This is a genomic window from Ruminococcus sp. Marseille-P328, assembly GCF_964249465.1.
Classification (GTDB): Bacteria; Bacillota; Clostridia; order Lachnospirales; family Lachnospiraceae; genus Blautia_A; species Blautia_A faecis.
In genome coordinates this window covers 23,605-43,095 of record NZ_CAXUBQ010000020.1, presented here as the reverse complement: position 1 = coordinate 43,095, position 19,491 = coordinate 23,605, and the positions used below count along the sequence as shown (strand labels likewise).

The window sequence follows — 19,491 nt, the reverse complement described above, 5'->3', positions numbered from 1 at the left end:
TAAAAATGACGGAAGTCTGCCCAAAAAGGGAATCACGAAAGTGATTCCCTTTTATAAAAAGCTTTATTTTATGCGATTCCCCGGTAAAAATTATTCTCCGAAATATCTCTTAAGCAGACCAGCGAATGCTTTTCCGTGTCTTGCTTCGTCTCTTGCCATCTCATGAACTGTGTCATGGATTGCGTCAAGGTTAGCTGCTTTAGCGCGTTTCGCAAGATCAGTCTTACCAGCTGTTGCACCGTTCTCAGCGGCTACACGCATCTCAAGGTTCTTCTTGGTGCTGTCTGTAACAACTTCACCTAATAACTCAGCGAATTTAGCTGCGTGCTCTGCTTCTTCATAAGCAGCTTTCTCATAATACATACCAACTTCCGGATATCCTTCTCTGTGAGCAACACGTGCCATAGCAAGATACATACCAACCTCAGAGCACTCGCCCTCGAAGTTTGCTCTTAAATCAGCAAGGATGTCTTCGCTGACACCTTTAGCAACGCCTACAACATGCTCAGCTGCCCATGCCATTTCATCATCCTGTTTCGTAAATTTCTCAGCCGGAGCCTTGCAGATTGGACATACTTCCGGAGCTGTGTCACCTTCATGAACATAACCACATACACTACATACCCATTTAGCCATAATTAAATTCTCCTTTTCTTATATAAAATTTTTATTTAGTTTTTAATAATAGTAATCATTACTGTTTTATGATAACATATTGTTTCTTGCTTGTCAAGAGTTATTGAAACTTTTTTCTAACAGGATCGAATGTTCACTTAAAGTTTGGTGCTGTGGCCATTGCTTGTCGAGCGGCTGTAATTCCCTACAGAATAGCTATGATCAGAAAATGAAAAATTTATTCAACTGATTAGTGAGACTCTTCCTTCAGGCATTCCTTGCAAATTCCGAAAAATCTTGCTTTATAATCGGAAATCTGACCATCCTTAAAGTCAGCTGCAATACTCTCAAGGCTTTTATCAATATGTTCGCTGAATACGTCCATCACTCTGCCGCAGCGGGTGCACATAAAGTGACAATGGGGAACGGTGCGGGCATCGAATCGGTCTGCTCCGCCAAAGCTGGAAAGCTTCTGTATTTCACCCAGATCAGCGAGAAGAGAGAGGTTTCGGTATACAGTTCCAAGGCTGATGTTTGGATAAATCTGCTTCATATTCTCATAAACAAAATCAGCGGTGGGATGGTCGGTTCTGCCAGTAAGAAACTCCTTAATAGATTCTCTCTGGCGGCTGTATTTCAATGTGGCCATCTGATTCCTCCTTTCTCTCGATAATAGTAATTGTTACTGATATTAATATACAAGATAATTGCAAATTTGTCAATAGTAATTTGGCTAAATTTACACTAAAATTATAAATATTGCATCGCTGTAAAATGATAAATTTGGGTTTACAAACCCATTAAAATGTGATACGCTCTTTTATATGAATTTATAAGCCAAACCCATAGAAAAAGAGAGTACATTTGCGTACCGCATTACAGAGAATCCCCCGGGAGATGAGCAGTTAAGAGTTGCTTTTCCAGGCTGAGAGGGGGTGTGTATGGAACAGATGGAAGATGGCTTTGGAGGGGCGCAGTTGAAGTAATTTAGGCTGCGACAGGAACGCCTGTTATAGCGTAAGGGTATGAAGGTACCCGGTGAGATTCCCGAAGATGGTTTTTCCATCTGTACCGTGAGGCGGGAATGAATAGAAGTGGTAACACGGGATAACTCGTCTTCTCAGTATATTTGAGAAGACGTTTTTTTATGTTGTGACAGGAAGGAGAAGTTTAACCAGCTCTTTTTGTTACACAGAAAAGGAGGAAATACAATGAGTAAACCAAAATATTACATCACCACAGCCATTGCCTATACATCTGGCAAGCCGCACATTGGCAATACCTACGAGGCGGTTCTGGCAGACGCCATTGCGCGTTATAAAAGACAGCAGGGCTACGACGTATTTTTCCAGACCGGAACTGACGAGCATGGCCAGAAGATTGAGCTGAAAGCAGAAGAAGCAGGTGTTACACCTAAGGAATTCGTTGATAACGTATCCGGTCAGATCAAGAATATCTGGGATCTGATGAACACATCCTATGACAAATTCATCCGTACCACAGATGCAGACCATGAGAAACAGGTACAGAAGATTTTCAAGAAAATGTATGCAAAAGGGGACATCTACAAAGGAGAGTACGAGGGAATGTACTGTACTCCATGCGAGTCCTTCTTTACAGAATCCCAGCTTGTAGACGGAAAATGTCCGGACTGCGGACGCCCATGCGTACCAGCTAAAGAAGAGGCTTATTTCTTCAAAATGAGCAAATACGCAGACCGTCTGATCGAGCACATTAAGACACATCCGGAATTCATTCAGCCGGAATCCCGTAAGAACGAGATGATGAACAACTTCCTTCTTCCGGGACTTCAGGATCTGTGCGTATCCAGAACTTCTTTCAAATGGGGAATTCCGGTAGACTTTGATCCGAAGCATGTTGTATATGTATGGCTGGATGCCCTGACCAACTATATTACCGGAATCGGTTATGATTGCGATGGAGACAATTCTGAACTGTTTAACAAGATGTGGCCTGCCGACCTTCATCTTATTGGAAAAGATATCATCCGTTTCCATACTATTTACTGGCCAATCTTCCTGATGTCACTGGATCTGCCTCTTCCGAAGCAGGTATTCGGTCATCCGTGGCTTCTCCAGGGCGATGGAAAAATGAGCAAATCCAAAGGAAACGTTATCTACGCAGACGAGCTGGTTGATTTCTTCGGCGTTGATGCTGTCCGTTATTTCGTACTTCATGAAATGCCGTTTGACAACGATGGTGTGATCACCTGGGAGCTGATGGTAGAGCGTATGAATTCCGAGCTGGCAAATACTCTTGGAAACCTGGTAAACCGTACCATCTCCATGTCAAACAAATACTTTGGCGGCGTGGTAGAGAATAAAGGCGTAACAGAACCTGTTGACGATGATCTGAAGAGCTTCATTCTTTCTGTTCCTGCAAAGGTTGATGCAAAGATGGAGAAACTTCGTGTAGCAGATGCCATCACAGAAGTGTTCACTATTTTCAAACGCTGCAACAAATATATTGATGAGACAATGCCATGGGCACTTGCAAAGGATGAGTCCAAACAGGATCGTCTTGCAACCGTTCTTTACAATCTGGTTGAGGGCATTTGCATTGGAACCACTCTTCTTGAGTCCTTTATGCCGGACACAACAAAGAGAATCCTTGGTCAGTTAAATGCTTCTGAGAGAACTCTTGAGGATCTGAAGACATTTGGACTGTATCCGTCAGGAAACAAGGTAACAGACAAACCGGAGATCCTTTTTGCCCGTATGGACATCAAAGAAGTTATGGAAAAAGTAAACGAGCTTCATCCACCGAAAGAAGAGCCGAAGGAAGAAAAGCCAGAGGAGAAGGTTGTAGATATTGAGGCGAAGCCGGAGATCACATTTGATGATTTCGCAAAGCTTCAGTTCCAGGTTGGTGAGGTTATTGCCTGTGAGGCGGTGAAGAAATCCAAGAAGCTTCTTTGCTCCCAGGTTAAGATTGGAAGCCAGGTTCGCCAGATCGTATCTGGAATCAAGGCTTACTATACACCAGAGGAAATGGTTGGCAAAAAGGTTATGGTAGTAACCAACTTAAAACCAGCGAAACTTGCAGGAATTCTTAGTGAGGGAATGATTCTCTGCGCAGAGGATGCTGAGGGAAATGTATGCGTAGTCAGCCCTGAAAAAAATATGCCGACAGGATCTGAAATCTGCTGATTTTGACCGGAAGCGTCCATCTGATATAGCCGGAATATAATACAATAGGTTAATATTGTTATAAAAAGGGACGAATTATGTGTAATAAACTAAGCCATTTTGATAAAAATGGTAATGCTGTTATGGTGGATGTCTCGGATAAACCGATTACCCACAGAACTGCAATTGCAACAGGTTCTATCCAGGTTGGAGCAGAAATCATGGAGCATCTTACTGCAGGCACTGTGGCAAAGGGAGACGTTCTTGGCGTTGCCAGAGTTGCCGGGATCATGTCTGTGAAGCACACCTCGGATCTGGTACCTATGTGCCATCCTTTGCCGGTTACCAAATGTACCATTGATTTCGAAATTGAAAAAGAAAATGGAATTATCCGCACTTTTTGCACTGTGAAGACAGACGGTAAAACCGGTGTGGAAATGGAAGCCCTTACAGGTGTGCAGGTGACTCTTCTTACAATTTATGATATGTGCAAGGCAATCGACAAGCATATGGTGATGACGGATATTCACCTGGTAGAGAAAACTGGCGGTAAGAGTGGAGATTTTTTATTCAAAGAAATAAAAACGAAGGGGGGAGAAAAATGAAACGAGTAGCAATTATCACATCCAGTGATATGGGATTTCAGGGCAAGCGGGAAGATTTAAGCGGTCCGGCAATTAAGGAAATCGCAGAAAGAGAAGGCTATCAGGTAGTATCTATGGATATTCTTCCGGATGACCGTGCCATGCTTTCCAGACGAATGGCGGAAATCGCAGATGAGAATCAGGCAGAACTGATTTTGACTACTGGTGGAACAGGTTTTTCCCCGCGGGATGTTATGCCGGAGGCCACCGAAGATATCACAGAACGTAAGGTTCCAGGAATCTCGGAAGCCATCCGCGCCTACAGCATGACGATCACAAAACGCGCCATGCTCAGCCGCGCCACAGCCGGAATCCGGAAAAAGACTCTGATCATTAATCTTCCAGGCAGTCCGAAAGCAGTAAAGGAGAGTCTGGAATACATTATTGGAGCTCTTGGTCATGGCATTGAGATTATGACCGGGGAAGCTGGAAATTGTGCAAGGCAGTAAATATTCATAAATTTTATAGTAAATGAGAATCCCCTCCACTATGCAGCAGTTGCTTTTGTGGAGGGGATTCTTAGTTTGTGGGCTGACGAAGACTGCTTATGGCTGCTCTTTCATAGTTTTAAAATACTGGCTTGTTACAATCAGTGAATTGTGCACCATATCTTCCAGTGCCTGATCGGTAAAATATGCGGCGTGAGGCAGCATAAGTACATTAGAGCCTGTTTGAAAAATCATTCCCGCAATCTGCACGCCCCACTTTGCGGGAGATTTCACCCGAATTCGGTTGCCGTAGCCCGCTACGGCGCCCTCATCCGAGCGAAATCTCCCACAAATTGTGACGCACATCTTGCAGAAAGCCTTTTTCAAACACGCTCTAGGAAGATCTATAATTCGAAATTTTTACGAATTACATTTGCAAGCAGCTCTGCAGTACCGTCAATTCCGAAATTGTTGCTGTTCAGCATCAAATCCATATATTCGGTACTTCCTGGCTGTTGACCAAATGTCGCAATCAGTTCGCTGATGCTGTTGTATGCAGGTTCAAAAGCAGAAGTGTCAGGCGTGTTTTCCAAGTATTCCAAAACGTAGCTGACGGCAGCGGCAGTACCATAGATAAGTCCGTCCTCGTCCAGATCAAATTCCGGGGTATGGTGATTAGCGCCGGAACCTAATTCGTCATTTTTTATTCTCACGAAGGTTTCTACACCTGGAAACAGGCTGCACATATAACTGAAGGTTTCAGATGCCATCCATGGCTCACAATCATATATGACATCTTCGCCGATCTGTTTCTTGATAGAATCAATATAGGTTTTTCTGCATGCAGGATAGTTCTCTGTAGGTAAAAGCTGTTCCAGCAATTTAAACTGGTAGGTACAGTAATTAAGAGGACAAATTGCAGCAACAATTCGTTCAAATTCTTTGATAAATTCTTCTCCGCTGCTTCGATCCATCATTCGGATGCTTCCCTCGCAGGTAAGCTTGTCGGGAATCAGGTTAAAGGTTGCTCCTGCATTGACAGAGCCCAGAGACCAGGTCAGAACGGTGTTTGGTTTTATGTATTTTAACCGGAGTGTATCAAGGTTGGAATATATGTCATGGAAACAGTCAATTACACTGTGAGCAAGATCCGGTCTGGAACCGTGTCCGCCTTTTCCATTTATTTCAAGTACGAAGTGGTAAAGACCTGACATGGCAGAACCCTGGCAGCAGGAAAGTTTTCCTGTGGGAATGTCCCAACGCACATGAGAGGCGTAGCAGGTGTCAAACTTCATGTCCTTTTCTGCCATATAAGCCAAAAGCTTTTCTATATTCCGATGTCCTTCTTCTCCTTCCTCAAACATAAGGACAACGCGTCCATTTAGGGATGCTTCCATATTCTTCAGTATTTTTGCGGCGCTAAGAAGCATAGCAATGTGGCCGTCATGGCCGAAGCCATGCATAACACCAGGATTTTTGGAAATACATACTTTTTTATTCTTTAGATTAGTCTCGGATTCCAGTATGGGAAGTGCATCGATGTCGGATCTGAGAAGAACTGTTTTTCCGGTACTGTCTCCGTTTATATATGCAAAAATGCTACCGCCTGGTACCTAGACATAAGGAATATCAATTTTTTCAAGCTTCACATTATCTGTCGAATCTTCTGAATTGTCAAGTATTTTTTGTGTTTTTGAAATTGTGTTTAAAATAGTTCGATGTTCGTTCTATTCACAGTAACAACTAAAATAGAACTTCCAAAAAGAGGTTTATAACACTTTACTGGTATGATTTTAGTATGCTATAATTGTTGTATTTCAAAGAAAAATGAGGCAGAAAAATGATATTTGATACACATGCACATTATGATGATGAGGCATTTGACGAAGACAGAGATCAGCTCCTTTCTTCCATGAAAGACGGGGGAGTGGGCTGTATTGTAAATGTGTGCGCGTCAGCCGGGGGATTTGGCGGGACCTTGGAATTGATAAAAGCGTATCCTTTTGTGTATGGCGCAGTGGGGGTTCATCCCGACGATGCAGGAATTATGACACAGGATACTCTGGATGAGATCCGGCGTCTTTCCCATTTGAAGAAAATGGTCGCCATCGGAGAAATTGGTCTGGACTATTACTGGCATAAGGAAGCGGCGGAGCATAAACAGCAGCAGGAGATGTTCCGGGCCCAGATGGACATTGCCAGGGAGGAGAAGCTGCCATTTATGATCCACAGCCGGGATGCAGCCGAGGACACTCTGGAGATTGTAAAGGAATATATGAAAAAAGATATGTCCGGCGGAATCATTCACTGTTTTTCCTACAGTAAGGAGATTGCGGCGGAATATTTGAAAATGGGACTTTATCTTGGCATTGGCAGCGTGCTTACTTTCAAAAATGCAAAGAAGCTGAAAGAAGTAGCTGCCATAGCGCCGCTGTCCCAGATCGTTCTGGAAACGGACTGCCCTTATATGGCACCGGAGCCCAATCGAGGCAGGAGAAATTCTTCCTTGAATCTGCCCTATGTTGCAGAAGCCCTGGCGCAGATTAAGGGAATTACTGCAGAAGAAGTAATTGCAGTGACGGAAGAGAATGCGAAGCGGTTATTATTCAGAGCGTAAATTTTGACGGACAAGGAGACAAGTAGTGCAAAGTCAGTTAGTATTTCAGGAAGAAAAAGAGAGGGAACGACTGAGAAGACAGAATTTGCTGTTGTCACAGGCAGAGAAACCTGCGTTAGAGCATTTTTTTAAGGGGAAGCCAGAACTTTCTGTTCTGGATATTGGTTGCAATGATGGAGCCCGAACCTTTCACCGCTTTTCAGATGACAGGATTTCCAGGGTGATTGGCCTGGAGTATAATCAGCAGCTTGTGGAAAGAGCCAACAGTCAGTACGGAAATACTAAATTTTCTTTTTATCAGATGGATGTGGATCGGGATTCGTTTTCCGCGGATTTTCAGAAGCTATGCACGGAACCGGAAGACAGAGAATTTGATCTGATCTGTCTTTCTTTTGTATTAATGCATTTGCATGATGGGGAAAAGCTGCTTCGCACATTGAAGAATTTTTTGAAAAAAGGCGGAGTGATTTTTATCACAGAAAGCAATGACCGCATATCCACTTTGGCTCCAGATGAAAAGAATCTTCTTGGACAGTTTCTGGATATCTTAAAAGAGGACAAATACGCAGGAAAAAGAGAAACCGGTCAGGCCGTTCCCGGCTGGCTGACCAACTGCGGATACGATCATATCCATGTCTGGTGCAAGGGGATTTCCGCTGCCAAAGGCGAACAGCAGCAAAAAGAAGATATTTTCCAGACCTTTTTTTCCTATTTGCCCGAGGATGTGGAAATCTTGCTGGCAGAAGAACCGGATAACAGAAAATATCAGGACTGGCAGAACTGGCTGAAGAAGAATTATGAAGAGCTTCAGCAGCTGATTCTGAGTGAGGAATCGGAGATTACAATGGGCATGCAGATTTTGTCCTGTGAGAAGGGAAGCTTATGACACAAAAGACAGGGAGGTTTGGGGCTTCTGGCAGAGAATTTTGTCTGTGTTCATTGGAAAAAGAGGATATTGAGGAAACACTGCAGCTTATGGACCGGTGCGTAGGCGAAAATCTGTATCAGAAAGAAGAGCTTGAGCAGGCTATTGGAAGCAGTGAACGGGCATTCCTTCTGCTGAGAACTGCAGAAGGAGAACTTGCAGGATATATTTATTACTATCTTACCAATGAGAAGCAGATTGCAGAGGATACCAGGCTTACGGAACAGAAAATCCAACAGGTATGCCAGCAGGATACTTTGGCACCTGTTGGCAAGATTCAGTCAGTAGGAATAAAAGAAGCATTTCGCAGACAGGGTCTGGCAGTTGGGCTTATGAACTATGCATTGAATCAGTTTGTGGAGAAGGGCATAGGGGAAGTGTTTATCATCTGCTGGAATGCAGGCGGTAAAGTTCCTCTGGAAAGGGCACTTCAGGAATGTAAGTTTGTTCATCTTTTTTCTGCAAAGATGATCTGGTATAATAAAAAAGAACTTTATTGTCCATATTGCAAAGGACGCTGCAAGTGTGATGCAGAGGTCTATTTTAAGAAAGTTAAGGAAAGGAATTGCAAATGAAAATAAAACTTCTTCCTAAATTTATACTTTCACTTGGCGTGATCGGTGTAATCCTTACCATTGCCATTTCTCTTTTCAGCTATAGAAGCTCCAGATCCTATCTGGAAAATCTATATGCACAGAGGGTAATGACGAACAGCAATAGTATTGCAGATATGATGTCGGTTTCGGATGTGAAGAAAATCCTGGCAGAAGGTGGGGACAAGACAGAAGAATATTCGGAAATGGTTACGTTGTTTAACAAGCTGAAAAAGGACGGCGATGTTACATATCTGTCTCTGGTTGTTCCGGATGAAGACAGTGTTCATTTCTACATAGATGCCCTGGTTGAGGAAATGGGAGATGATCCTGCGAATCAGATCGCCTATGGAAGTGACATTTTGTACACTGATGCTGCAAATCCTGATGATCCTGCTGACATGGAGAAATATATTACCATATGGAACCAGTATCAGCAGAATAAAGGTGTGGATCATCCGCTTGTGACGGACAACAGCTATGGCTATAATTACACGGGCGTTTCGGTGATTCTGGACGAGAATGGAAAGGCTCTGGCAGAAATTCAGTATATTCTGGATATGAAAGAGGTCAGGAATTATCTGAATTCCTTTCTTATCAATATGCTGCTGATTTCTTTTTGCATTATCGCAGTGACGATGGCTGCGTATATTGTCTTTGTGCGAAAGACAATCACCAGACCGATCAGCAGGCTGGCTGATTTTACCCAGGAGATTACAGAGAGCGGAAAGTTTGAGAATCAGAGAATTACTATGAAAACTGGTGATGAGATCGAGGCACTAAGTGACTCTTTCAACTTTATGATGGAAGAGCTTGAAAATTACATTGCCAATCTGTCCAAAGTGACTGCTGAGAAGGAGCGAATCGGCACTGAGCTGGATATCGCCAGGAATATTCAGGCATCCATGCTGCCATGTATTTTCCCGGCTTTTCCGGATCGTAAGGAATTTGATATTTATGCAACTATGACACCTGCAAAGGAAGTTGGCGGTGATTTTTACGATTTCTTCATGGTAGATGAGACACATCTGGCAATTGTTATGGCCGATGTATCCGGAAAAGGTGTTCCGGCTGCGCTCTTTATGGTCATTGGAAAAACGCTTATCAAGGATCACACTACACCAGGAAGAGATTTGGGGGAGGTTTTCTCTACTGTAAATAATCTTCTTTGTGAGGCAAACAGTGAAGGCTTGTTTATCACTGCTTTTGAAGGTGTGCTGGATCTGGTGACAGGAGAGTTCTGTTTCGTAAATGCTGGACATGAAATGCCATTTATCTGTAAAGCAGGCGGCAGTTTTGAGGCATATAAGATCCGTCCAGGCTTTGTCCTTGCTGGATTTGAAGATATGAACTATAAAGCCGGCAGTATGACGCTGGATGTGGGAGATTTGATCTTCCAGTATACAGACGGTGTGACTGAGGCTACAAATGTAGAAAATCAGCTTTATGGAATGGAGCGTCTGGAGCAGGTTCTGAATCGTGTAAAAGACAGAACACCATCAGAAATTCTGCCTGAAGTGAAAAAAGATATTGATGTTTTTGTGGGAGAGGCACCGCAGTTTGATGATATTACCATGCTTTGCGTAGAGTATAAGGCGAAGATGGAAAAAGCATGATCGGGCAAAAAAAGGCTGAATTCTGGAAATGAGATAATTTCCGGAATTCAGTCTTTTTTAAATATGCTCTGGTCAAAAATCTATTTAGTACCAAAAATTCTGTCGCCTGCATCGCCAAGTCCCGGGCAGATATAAGCGCGGTCGTTCAGTTCTCTGTCCAGATGTCCTACATAGATCTGCACATCCGGGTGCACCTCATGAAGTCGTTTCAGACCTTCCGGAGCAGCGATAACAAACATACATTTAATGCTCTTTCCACCATGTTGTTTGATGAAGTTAACGGCGGAGATAGCAGAGCCGCCAGTTGCAAGCATGGGGTCAACCATAACGATGAGACGCTGGTCGATAGGATCCGGAAGCTTACAATAGTACTCATGAGGCTCATGAGTAACCGGGTCACGGTAAAGACCAATATGACCGATCTTGGCAGACGGAACCAGAGTGGTGATACCATTTACCATACCCAGACCTGCACGAAGTACAGGAACAACAGCAAGCTTCTTACCAGAAATCATAGGAGTTCTGCAAGTCTCAATAGGAGTCTCAACTTCAACATCCTCAAGGGGAAGATCGCGAAGAGCTTCAAAACCCATAAGAACTGCAATCTCCTCAATAAGTTTGCGGAATTCATTTGTTCCGGTCTCCTTATTACGAAGAATGGAAATCTTATGCTGGATCAGCGGGTGATCCATAATAAAAACATTGTCCATATCTGAAAAATTTGACATGATAAAAACCTCCGTAGTGTGATAAAGTTGCCATTGCCCTATGCAATAACAATCGTTACTGTTCACTCCGTGATCAGTAACACGCTTCGCGATGCACAGAAAGACGAACCTTCTTGTGACAAGCACAAGAAGTAGCGTTTGCTGCGCAAACTTCATTCTCGGGTTTTCAGTGAACTTTGTTCACAAAAAACACCTCGCGGTACGTTACCAGTGAACAGGAACTAACAATCCCTTCAGAACTTTTTTCAAATAGGCTCTATAGCGTATTGAAAATGCTTTATGGGAATACTGTAAAAATCATATCGCACTTTCTATAGAAAGTCAATAATTGTAAAAAATTGTCGCATACTTTATACTATAACAAGATTGCTGTTCACAGTATAGACCGTATTGGAAGAAATCATGCGAATGTATGATTTCTGTGCATTGTGAAGCGCGTTACCAGTCAGGTCGTGAACAGGCGATAGAGCGTGTTTGAAAAATCATTCCCGCAATCTGCACGCCCCACTTTGCGGTATATTTTGCCCGAATTCAGTTGCCGTAGCCCGCTACGGCGCCTTCATCCGGACAAAATCTCCCACAAATTGTGACGCACATCTTGCAGAAAGCCTTTTTCAAACACGCTCTAAGGGAAAAGGAGGAACTATATTTATGAAATTCAGAGTTGAGGGCATTTATGATGCCAAAAAGCTGGGAATCCCACAGATGCTGATTCTGGGGCTCCAGCATATGTTCGCCATGTTTGGCGCTACCATTCTGGTGCCGATCCTGGTAAACAACTATTTTCACGGTGAGGGCTTATCCATTCAGGTAACCCTGTTCTGTGCCGGATTCGGAACACTTCTGTTCCATGTGCTGACTAAGCTGAAGGTACCTGCATTCCTGGGCTCATCATTTGCATTTCTTGGCGGATTTGCCACCGTTGCAGAGCTTGACACCGGAATTTTTGCCAACATGTCTTATGGAGAGAAGCTTCCATATGCATGCGGTGGTGTGTTTGTAGCAGGACTTCTGTATCTGGTACTTGCAATGATCGTTAAGGTAATTGGCGTAAAGCGCGTCATGCGTTATCTGCCTCCGGTTGTAACTGGTCCGATTATTATCTGTATTGGTCTTAGCCTTGCACCGTCTGCAATCAGCAACGCATCCCAGAACTGGATCCTTGCTTTGATCGCACTTGGAACTGTTATTTTCTTCAACATCTGGGGCGTTGGAATGTTCCGTATTATTCCGATTCTGATGGGTATTGTTGTTTCTTATGTGGTTGCCCTGATCATGAATGCCTTGGGTATGACAAACGTAGATGGAAGTGCTATCCTCAGCTTTGCAGGAGTAGCAAGTGCGCCGATCGTAGGTATTCCGAAATTCTTCCTCTGCAAATTTAACATTACTGCAATCCTTGCAATGGCACCGATCGCAATTGCTTCCATGATGGAGCACATTGGCGATATTTCTGCTATTTCCGCAACGGTTGACCGCAATTTCATCGAAGACCCGGGGCTTCACCGTACACTTCTGGGTGACGGACTTGCAACCTCTCTGTCAGCACTGATCGGTGGACCTGCAAATACAACTTACGGAGAGAACACCAGTGTTCTTGCTCTGAGCCGTGTTTACGACCCGAAGGTAATCCGTCTGGCTGCTATTTATGCAGTTATCCTCAGCTTTATCCCGAAGATGGCTGAGGTGATCAGTTCCCTTCCGTCTGCGATCATCGGTGGTATCAGTTTTATTCTTTATGGAATGATCTCTGCTGTTGGTGTCCGTAATGTAGTTGAGAACAAAGTAGACCTGACACGTTCTCGTAACCTGGTTATTACAGCGGTTATCCTGGTTTGTGGTCTTGGCATTTCCGATGGACTTACATTTACCATCGCAGGCGCACATATTACTCTTACAGGACTTGCACTTGCTGCAATTGTAGGAATCCTGCTGAACGCCGTTCTTCCGGGAAATGACTATGTGTTTGAGACTGCAAAGAAGAAAGAGGAGATGGAAGACGACTGATCCGGCTGGCTTTCCTATATGGTGATGCTGCCGGCAGGTGAAATGTCTGTTTAGCTGATATATAAAAAGAACTCGATTCAAAGTAAATAAATGCGGGAGTCTTTTTCAAAGAGGCTCTAAGTACATTTATTTGCCATGTATGAATCGAGTTCTTTTTTATGTTGTAATAGAAAATGCTGTTGGAATTTCCTATTACCAGGCAGAATCGCACTGCGGCGGATGGGGGAGGTGTCGTTCAAGGTGACCTGCCGCAGGCGGAGAATTCTGCAAGAAGGAATCTTTTTTAGAAGCTTCCGCCTGTACCTCCGTGATCGCTGTCTGAGCTGCCGGAGGAACTGTCACTATCCTTCGGTTTCGCTGTTTTGGTAACTGTGTGATACAGGAAAATATCGTTTGATCTTGTCAGTTCCATACTTCCCTGGCGCACATAATCCACTGCGCTGTCCTGTGTCCGTACGCTTTTCAGCTGGGCTCTCATGCCCATGGTGCACAGAAACGCAAGCACAAGACCGATTCCCAGGGAAATGAGAATCCATATGGGAGAAAAGGGCTCTGTATAAGGCTCCCCGTTAGCAGCCATTTCCAACAGATCCTGACACAGATCTGCGTAGGTATCGAAAGCGCCGTAGAAGTTTTCATCCTTTAACAGAGGCTCTACATTTTCCTTCAGATAAGCAAGTCCGTCATCGTTAAACGCAGTCATACCATATCCGTGGGTGGTAATGTGCCATTCACGGTCGCCAATGCTGACCATGAACAGGATTCCGTCGTGGTTTTCGCCGGTTCCGTAACCATTCTCATCGAAGAAATGATCTGTAAAGTAGTTCATCTCATTGCCGTCTTTCGACTCTACTGTGGCAACTGCCACTTCCAGATTGTATTCCCCGGTGATGGCTTCCAGCTTATCCAGAAGCTGGGATTCTTCTTCATCTGTGAGAAGATCCGCCTCGTCCAGGACAAGGGAAAATTCGGAGGCTGCAAAGTCCTGATAAGAGTCATCTTCCTCACTGCCGGATCCGCCAAAGCTGTTGGAAGCTGCGGCCTGTACCGTAACAGCTCCCGTACCTGGCAAAGCAGTAGTAAAAAGCGCATCCGTGCCTGGAATAACTGCACTGAAAAGGCTTCCTGCTCCCAGCGCTGCCGCCAGAATAATTCCAAATGATTGTTTTTTCATGGCATGTTCCTCCTTAACAAAATGTGTGAATCAGCCATGCAATGGCGTAAGCAGCAACGGAAAAACCTGCAGTAAGTCCAAGGAACCATTTAGTGAAAATACCTTTATCTACAGGCAGATTTCCTACAAATTTACCAGTCTGTCCGTTCATGCCGAACAGATAGTGGTTGCCCTTCCAGGTGGTGGAAAGAAGCCATACCGGGAAAAGGGCATAGTGGGTTTTACCGCCTTTTAACTGAATACGGGTATCTTCAGGGGTAACGCTGTCATAACCGATGACCGTATCGCGAAAAGCATCCTCAGCGGCTTTTCTCACACGCTGGTTAGCGCGCTCAGCAGATTCTTCTGCGGATACATCATATTTGTCCGCAACGTATCCTGCCAGGTAAGGAGTGGCAAAGTCCACAGCCTCGGAAATTACGTAAGGCTCCAGAGACTCTGTTAAATCATTGTCAATTTTGGAAGAACCGTCTACCGGAATCTGGTCGAACCCGATGTTTCCAGCACGGAAAACAGAGTAATGGCTGGTTTCCGTATAATCATAGTCGCTGTCACTCCAGAAACGGGTCTTGGTGGCATGATAGCGGATATCTGCAGAAGCGTCGGTGTCAAAAAGCCAGAAAGGCACATAAACACCTTTGATCTCGTCAATGTGATTTTCCTTTTTAAATACTTTGGGTAAAAGGATTTTGCCGTGAAGATGTTTGACCAGACCTTCTTTGGCTGCCTTTTTGTCCAGCTTAAACGGAATGATAAAATCCGGACGTAGGGTACCGGAAAATTTGCCGGACATTACCACTGGATTGCCGCAGAATGGGCAGGAGGAAGCACCTGTGCTTTCATCGGCAACGATTTCCCCGCCGCAGGACTGGCATATGTAAACGGACATTCCGCTGGCTTCATCTTCCTTCCAGGAGTTGTCTGAAGCACTCTCCCAGTTCAATTCATCAGATTGCTGGTTAGCTGCTGCTTCGTTAAATTCTTTGACGGTTTCCATATCAAATTCAGTGTCGCAGTAAGGACATTTCATCTTCTGGAGCGTACTGTTGAATTCGATTGCTCCGCCGCAGCAGGGGCATTTATATTCAAGTAAATCGGACATAGTTCATCTCCTTTTATGCTGCTTTTTTACTGGGTATCGTTTTCATTAAATGGATCGCCACAGTTCGGACAGAATTTCGGCGGATTGGTTGGATCTTCCGGTTCCCAGCCGCACTTGTCACAGCGGTACCGAGGCTTCATAGCCGGTTTCGGGGAACCGCAGTTGGTGCAGAATTTGCCTGTATTTACAGCGCCGCAGGAACAGGTCCAGCTTGCATTTGCTGCAGGTGTCTGAGGCTTTTTCGCGCCGCATTCCGGGCAGAAATTACCGGAAACCAAAGCACCACAGGAGCATTTCCACTGGTCGGCTGCCGGAGCAGAACCGCCTGCCTGAGCCTGGGATACGGCCGGATTTGGCTGTGGCTGGGCCATCTGCTGTGCCTGAGCTGCCTGCTGCTGTCCCATAGCGTAAAGATTCTGTGCGTTAAAACCGCCAGTCATGCCTGCCATATTCATGCCCATGAAACCGGTCATGGCACCGCCAGCGTTGCCTGCTGCTGTCTTCATGGCGTCTGCCTGTGCTCCTGCAAGAGTAGCGGCTGCCATGGCAGGATTGCGGAGGATAGCCATACGCTGAGCTTCTTTGATCATCTGGGCATCTTCCTCAGGAAGAGTGATCGGATTCATGGCAACAGATACGATCACGAGACCACGAAGCTGACTCCATTTCTGGGTGAGAGCCTGGTTCATGGCATCACAGAGCTCCATTGCATGAGCCGGAAGTGCGCTTGGACGGATTCCCTGCTGGGAAATGCTGGCAAATGCCGGCTGAAGAGCTGAGATAAATTCTGTTTTCAGCTGTCCCTCGATCTGCTCTCTGTCGTACTGCTGTTCAAAGTTTCCGCAGACGTTGGAATAGAAGAGAAGTGGGTCTGCAATGCGGTAGGAATAAACACCGCTGCAGCGGACAGAAACATCAATGTCCAGTCCGATGTTCTGGTCTACAACACGGAATGGAATCGGGTTCGGAGTTCCGAATTTATTGTCCACCAGTTCTTTGGTATTGAAATAGTAAACACGCTGGTCTTTGCCAGTGTCACCGCCGAATGTGAAACGCTTGCCAATAGTGTGGAAAGTGTTCATGATGGCGTCGCCCAGATTTCCGGAGAAAATACTTGGCTCGGTAGAAGCATCGTAGGTGTATTCGCCTGGCTCTGCGCAGATATCAACGATCTTGCCCTGCTCTACGATCATCATACACTGTCCGTCTGCGACTGCGATTCCGGATCCGGTGGTGATAATGTTGTCGCTTCCCTTGGTATTGGAGGAACGTTTGGATGTGCGCTTCTGCCCCTTTACTGCCAGAACGTCATTGTCGATGGCATCACAGTAGAAAAATTCTTTCCACTGATCTGCAAGTGTACCGCCTGCGGCGCCAAGTGCTGCTTTAATAAGTCCCATATTGTAACTCCTTTCTTTTTGACCGGTCAATGACTGGAAAAATTATGTAAACGAATGCCACCTGATGCCAATAGCAGGAGTGCATTGGCGCAGAAACCATGGATTTCATATCTGGTGGTGCCTGTGTGAGCAGACATAGTGGTTTCGTTAATTTGTACAGTTATTGTCCGAAAATGATTTTATTAATTATTCTACATAACGATTCAGCAGACATTATTCCGCGAGGTGTTTTTGTGAACGAAGTTCACAGAAAAAACGAGAAATGCGGCGCGAAATCGTATAAAACATGATTTCTGTGTATCCAGAAGGATATCACTGTGAATGTGCGGAATCGTTACTACTCTACTATAAATTTTATCTGATTTTGTCTGAAAAAACAACCTATATGTGATAAATGACTGGTTTTCGTGACAATAAGACATAGATACTATCTGATTTGCAGTAAATAGGAATTGTATACCAGCCATTTGATGACAAAAAAATGTTTGGAATGCCGGAATAACAAAAATCTGCAGCCTATATATAATAGTACTGCAGATTTTGTCATTAGTAATATTGAACCTGGTATGGGGCGTAATTTATTTTTGGTTCTGCTAACTCTGTTCACAGAAACGCTCTTCGTAATGCATAGAAATCATGCATTCGCATGATTTCGCGTCAAAGGTTTCGGGTTTTGTATGAACTTTGTTCACACAAACACCTCGCGGAACGTTACCGGTGAACAGTGACATTTAACCTTCTGAATTGTCATCAGATGCGTCTGCTCCGGAATTGTCTGATCCAGAGCCGTCAGAACTGGAACTGCTTTGGGTGGCAAGTGTCTGATAGTACCAGGAGGAGGTGATGGAATCATTATCCTCCACGTAATTTCCGTTGGAATCCAGCATATTTCCGTCGGAATCAAATGTGACATCCAGAAGATCCGTCTTAGTAGATGGTGTGACGTTCATGGACATGATTTCATCATATTTTGTCTGAAGGTTTTCCAGGGAAAACTCATCTCCGATGGACTGGCGGACGCTGTGTGCAGATGCTAGAGCGTCTGTATAATCGTCCAGCTTATATGGTGCATATTCCAGGGTATCGTAGCTGTAATGCATAACCAGCGGTGTCAGTGTGGCATCTTGGATCTGGATGCTGGTCTGGTCGCCGTCTACAGTCTTCTGAATGGTAAAGGCTGCCATTCCGCCAAGAAGCTGCTTCAGTGTTTCCTGACCGGTAACGAAGTTGCCAAGGGAGTAGTAGATCAGCATGTTGTGACCAGAGTCATCTGTAAGGTAGCCATATGGCTGGAGCACATTCGGATTGGTTCCGATCACAACGTCAACACCCTGCTCCATAAGGAAGTTGGCCCATTCTTTTTCGTATTCGGTAGGCATTGGTTCTTCGGTCTTGCCCCAGTTTGCAGAGAAAATCACACAGTCTGCGGAAGCTTTGGCCTGTTTGATGGCGGCTGCAACATCGGCAGTGCTGAACGTGTCAATCATAGAGCCTTTTCCGGAAGTGGATGTATCTGTACTTCCAGAACTGTCTGCATCTCCTGTTGAACTGTCGGAAGTATCCGAGCTGGCAGAGTCGTTTGCAGAACCATCAGAATTATCGGTGCTGTCGCCGGAGCTTACAGTCTGGCTTCCATATGACGGGAAGGTATAGTTAAGGAACGCAATCTTGATTCCGTTAATTTCTACAATCTTCGGAGCGTCTATACCGGACTGGTTTTTATGAATACCAACCAGAGTGACATCCGGATGGCTGGTTTCCCAGTAATTTAAAGTTTCGTTGATCATGGAAGAACCATTGTCATCGATCAGTGCTGTGGCAGATGTGATTACATTAAATCCGGCATTTATAAGTGCGTCGCCAACCTCTGTAGGAGTGGCGTAAGGCGCGGTACCGCTGACTGCGCTGTGGTCTGTGGTGAAAGGTGTTTCCTGATTGACCATAGCAATGTCGGCAGCCTGTATATCGGATTTCAGATTAGCATAAACACTGTCATAATTCCAGGCGCCGGTTTCTGACTGACCGGATGCAAGAAGACTTGGCTGAACCAGGTTATCCCCAACTGCAAGAACTGTGGCTGTAGTGACTTCCTGGGTGGTGGCAGCTGCCTCTTCTTCCTTCTGTTTTTGTAAGTCAGCTGCCTTTTTCGCCTGGGCAGCTGGCTGGCGGATCATGGTGTAGTCCATCTGGTTAAACACCAGGCAGAGAACCACCAGAACCGCGACGGATACCAGAAAGCTGGTTCTGGAATTCAGTCGTTCTTTATAATTTAATGGGAGATTATCTCGTTTTTTCATGATTTTGCCCTTCTCTAATGTAGGAAAATATGACCAGCAGGATCAGAAAATCAGATTGCTCCTGCATATTTTCAATGTGAGTTCATTATAGCAAATTATTGTGCTCAAAGAAAGAAGTTATTACATAAATATTTAAAAAAATGTTACAGCATTTCGGGAATTTTCGGGTAATATTGCGCGTGGATCTGGCAGGCAG

General features: G+C 44.7%; 16 protein-coding genes, 3 pseudogenes and 1 other annotated feature. Of the genes and pseudogenes, 9 read left to right on the top strand and 10 right to left on the bottom strand.

The features are described from left to right. Positions 1-90 precede the first annotated feature (90 nt). Both ACESTK_RS14265 and ACESTK_RS14260 read right to left on the bottom strand, forming a co-directional pair. Positions 91-636 carry an NADH peroxidase gene (locus tag ACESTK_RS14265; RefSeq protein ID WP_148463755.1) on the bottom strand — a complete coding sequence of 182 codons (546 nt, stop codon included), beginning with the start codon at positions 634-636 and terminating at the stop codon, positions 91-93. A gap of 229 nt (positions 637-865) precedes the next feature. Beyond that, positions 866-1,264: a transcriptional repressor gene (locus ACESTK_RS14260; protein ID WP_118577930.1), complete on the bottom strand. Its 399-nt coding sequence runs from the start codon at positions 1,262-1,264 to the stop codon at positions 866-868. Between the two features lie 188 nt (positions 1,265-1,452). Beyond that, positions 1,453-1,738, top strand: a binding site (T-box leader). 88 nt (positions 1,739-1,826) lie between these two features. On the opposite strand from ACESTK_RS14260, the gene metG reads away from it, so the two are divergent. The 3 genes from metG to ACESTK_RS14245 all read left to right on the top strand — a co-directional run bounded on the left by metG (position 1,827) and on the right by ACESTK_RS14245 (position 4,857). After that, a complete protein-coding gene (gene metG, locus ACESTK_RS14255) occupies positions 1,827-3,785 on the top strand; it encodes a methionine--tRNA ligase (protein WP_195698954.1) in 1,959 nt (652 codons plus the stop codon). 77 nt (positions 3,786-3,862) lie between these two features. After that, positions 3,863-4,369, top strand: coding sequence for a cyclic pyranopterin monophosphate synthase MoaC (gene moaC, locus ACESTK_RS14250; protein WP_118577929.1), 507 nt, complete (start codon positions 3,863-3,865; stop codon positions 4,367-4,369). Then, positions 4,366-4,857 carry a molybdenum cofactor biosynthesis protein B gene (locus ACESTK_RS14245; RefSeq protein WP_195698955.1) on the top strand — a complete coding sequence of 164 codons (492 nt, stop codon included), beginning with the start codon at positions 4,366-4,368 and terminating at the stop codon, positions 4,855-4,857. Before moaC ends, ACESTK_RS14245 begins: the two co-directional genes overlap by 4 nt. Positions 4,858-4,953: 96 nt before the next feature. Here ACESTK_RS14245 and ACESTK_RS14240 read toward each other — a convergent pair. Then, positions 4,954-5,211 (bottom strand): annotated as a pseudogene (locus tag ACESTK_RS14240) (DUF6783 domain-containing protein); the annotation flags it as partial. On the opposite strand from ACESTK_RS14240, the gene ACESTK_RS14235 reads away from it, so the two are divergent. Beyond that, positions 5,101-5,355, top strand: a complete 255-nt coding sequence (locus ACESTK_RS14235) for a DUF6783 domain-containing protein (protein WP_334285437.1) — start codon at positions 5,101-5,103, stop codon at positions 5,353-5,355. The pseudogene ACESTK_RS14240 and the gene ACESTK_RS14235 overlap by 111 nt on opposite strands. Here ACESTK_RS14235 and ACESTK_RS14230 read toward each other — a convergent pair. Beyond that, positions 5,241-6,434 (bottom strand): M20 family metallopeptidase, encoded by a 1,194-nt coding sequence (locus tag ACESTK_RS14230; protein ID WP_195698985.1) that lies wholly within the window; start codon positions 6,432-6,434, stop codon positions 5,241-5,243. The genes ACESTK_RS14235 and ACESTK_RS14230 overlap by 115 nt on opposite strands. Before the next feature lie 242 nt (positions 6,435-6,676). Between ACESTK_RS14230 and ACESTK_RS14225 the strand changes: the two genes are divergently transcribed. Genes ACESTK_RS14225 through ACESTK_RS14210 form a run of 4 tightly spaced genes read left to right on the top strand, consistent with a single transcriptional unit; the run spans position 6,677 to position 10,587 of the window. After that, entirely contained in the window at positions 6,677-7,453 is a 777-nt protein-coding gene (locus ACESTK_RS14225) for a TatD family hydrolase (RefSeq protein ID WP_373120034.1), read from the top strand. A 25-nt stretch (positions 7,454-7,478) separates the two neighbouring features. After that, on the top strand, positions 7,479-8,339 hold the full coding sequence (locus tag ACESTK_RS14220) for a bifunctional 2-polyprenyl-6-hydroxyphenol methylase/3-demethylubiquinol 3-O-methyltransferase UbiG (protein ID WP_195698958.1): 861 nt from the start codon (positions 7,479-7,481) through the stop codon (positions 8,337-8,339). Further along, positions 8,336-8,953 carry a GNAT family N-acetyltransferase gene (locus ACESTK_RS14215; RefSeq protein ID WP_373120032.1) on the top strand — a complete coding sequence of 206 codons (618 nt, stop codon included), beginning with the start codon at positions 8,336-8,338 and terminating at the stop codon, positions 8,951-8,953. The genes ACESTK_RS14220 and ACESTK_RS14215 overlap by 4 nt, the downstream gene beginning before the upstream one ends. After that, complete coding sequence (locus ACESTK_RS14210) at positions 8,950-10,587, top strand: SpoIIE family protein phosphatase (RefSeq protein WP_373120031.1); 1,638 nt, start codon at positions 8,950-8,952, stop codon at positions 10,585-10,587. Before ACESTK_RS14215 ends, ACESTK_RS14210 begins: the two co-directional genes overlap by 4 nt. Positions 10,588-10,667: 80 nt before the next feature. Here the strand turns inward: ACESTK_RS14210 and upp are convergent, their stop codons facing one another. Continuing rightward, the gene (gene upp / locus ACESTK_RS14205; RefSeq protein WP_118579383.1) at positions 10,668-11,297 is read right to left on the bottom strand and encodes a uracil phosphoribosyltransferase; all 630 of its coding nucleotides are present in this window, start codon (positions 11,295-11,297) and stop codon (positions 10,668-10,670) included. Positions 11,298-11,753: 456 nt separating this feature from the next. After that, positions 11,754-11,933 (bottom strand): annotated as a pseudogene (locus ACESTK_RS14200) (DUF6783 domain-containing protein). On the opposite strand from ACESTK_RS14200, the pseudogene ACESTK_RS14195 reads away from it, so the two are divergent. Beyond that, a pseudogene (locus ACESTK_RS14195) lies at positions 11,850-13,322 on the top strand (solute carrier family 23 protein); the annotation flags it as partial. The pseudogenes ACESTK_RS14200 and ACESTK_RS14195 sit on opposite strands and share 84 nt — an antisense overlap. Positions 13,323-13,605: 283 nt before the next feature. On the opposite strand, the gene ACESTK_RS14190 reads toward ACESTK_RS14195, so the two are convergent. From ACESTK_RS14190 to ACESTK_RS14175, 4 genes are all read right to left on the bottom strand, one after another. After that, on the bottom strand, positions 13,606-14,496 hold the full coding sequence (locus tag ACESTK_RS14190; RefSeq protein WP_373120029.1) for a TPM domain-containing protein: 891 nt from the start codon (positions 14,494-14,496) through the stop codon (positions 13,606-13,608). 13 nt (positions 14,497-14,509) lie between these two features. Then, positions 14,510-15,598, bottom strand: coding sequence for a hypothetical protein (locus ACESTK_RS14185; RefSeq protein ID WP_173718511.1), 1,089 nt, complete (start codon positions 15,596-15,598; stop codon positions 14,510-14,512). Between the two features lie 26 nt (positions 15,599-15,624). After that, positions 15,625-16,998: an SPFH domain-containing protein gene (locus ACESTK_RS14180; RefSeq protein WP_195698962.1), complete on the bottom strand. Its 1,374-nt coding sequence runs from the start codon at positions 16,996-16,998 to the stop codon at positions 15,625-15,627. 731 nt (positions 16,999-17,729) lie between these two features. Further along, complete coding sequence (locus tag ACESTK_RS14175) at positions 17,730-19,295, bottom strand: CapA family protein (protein ID WP_148463724.1); 1,566 nt, start codon at positions 19,293-19,295, stop codon at positions 17,730-17,732. Positions 19,296-19,491 lie beyond the last annotated feature (196 nt).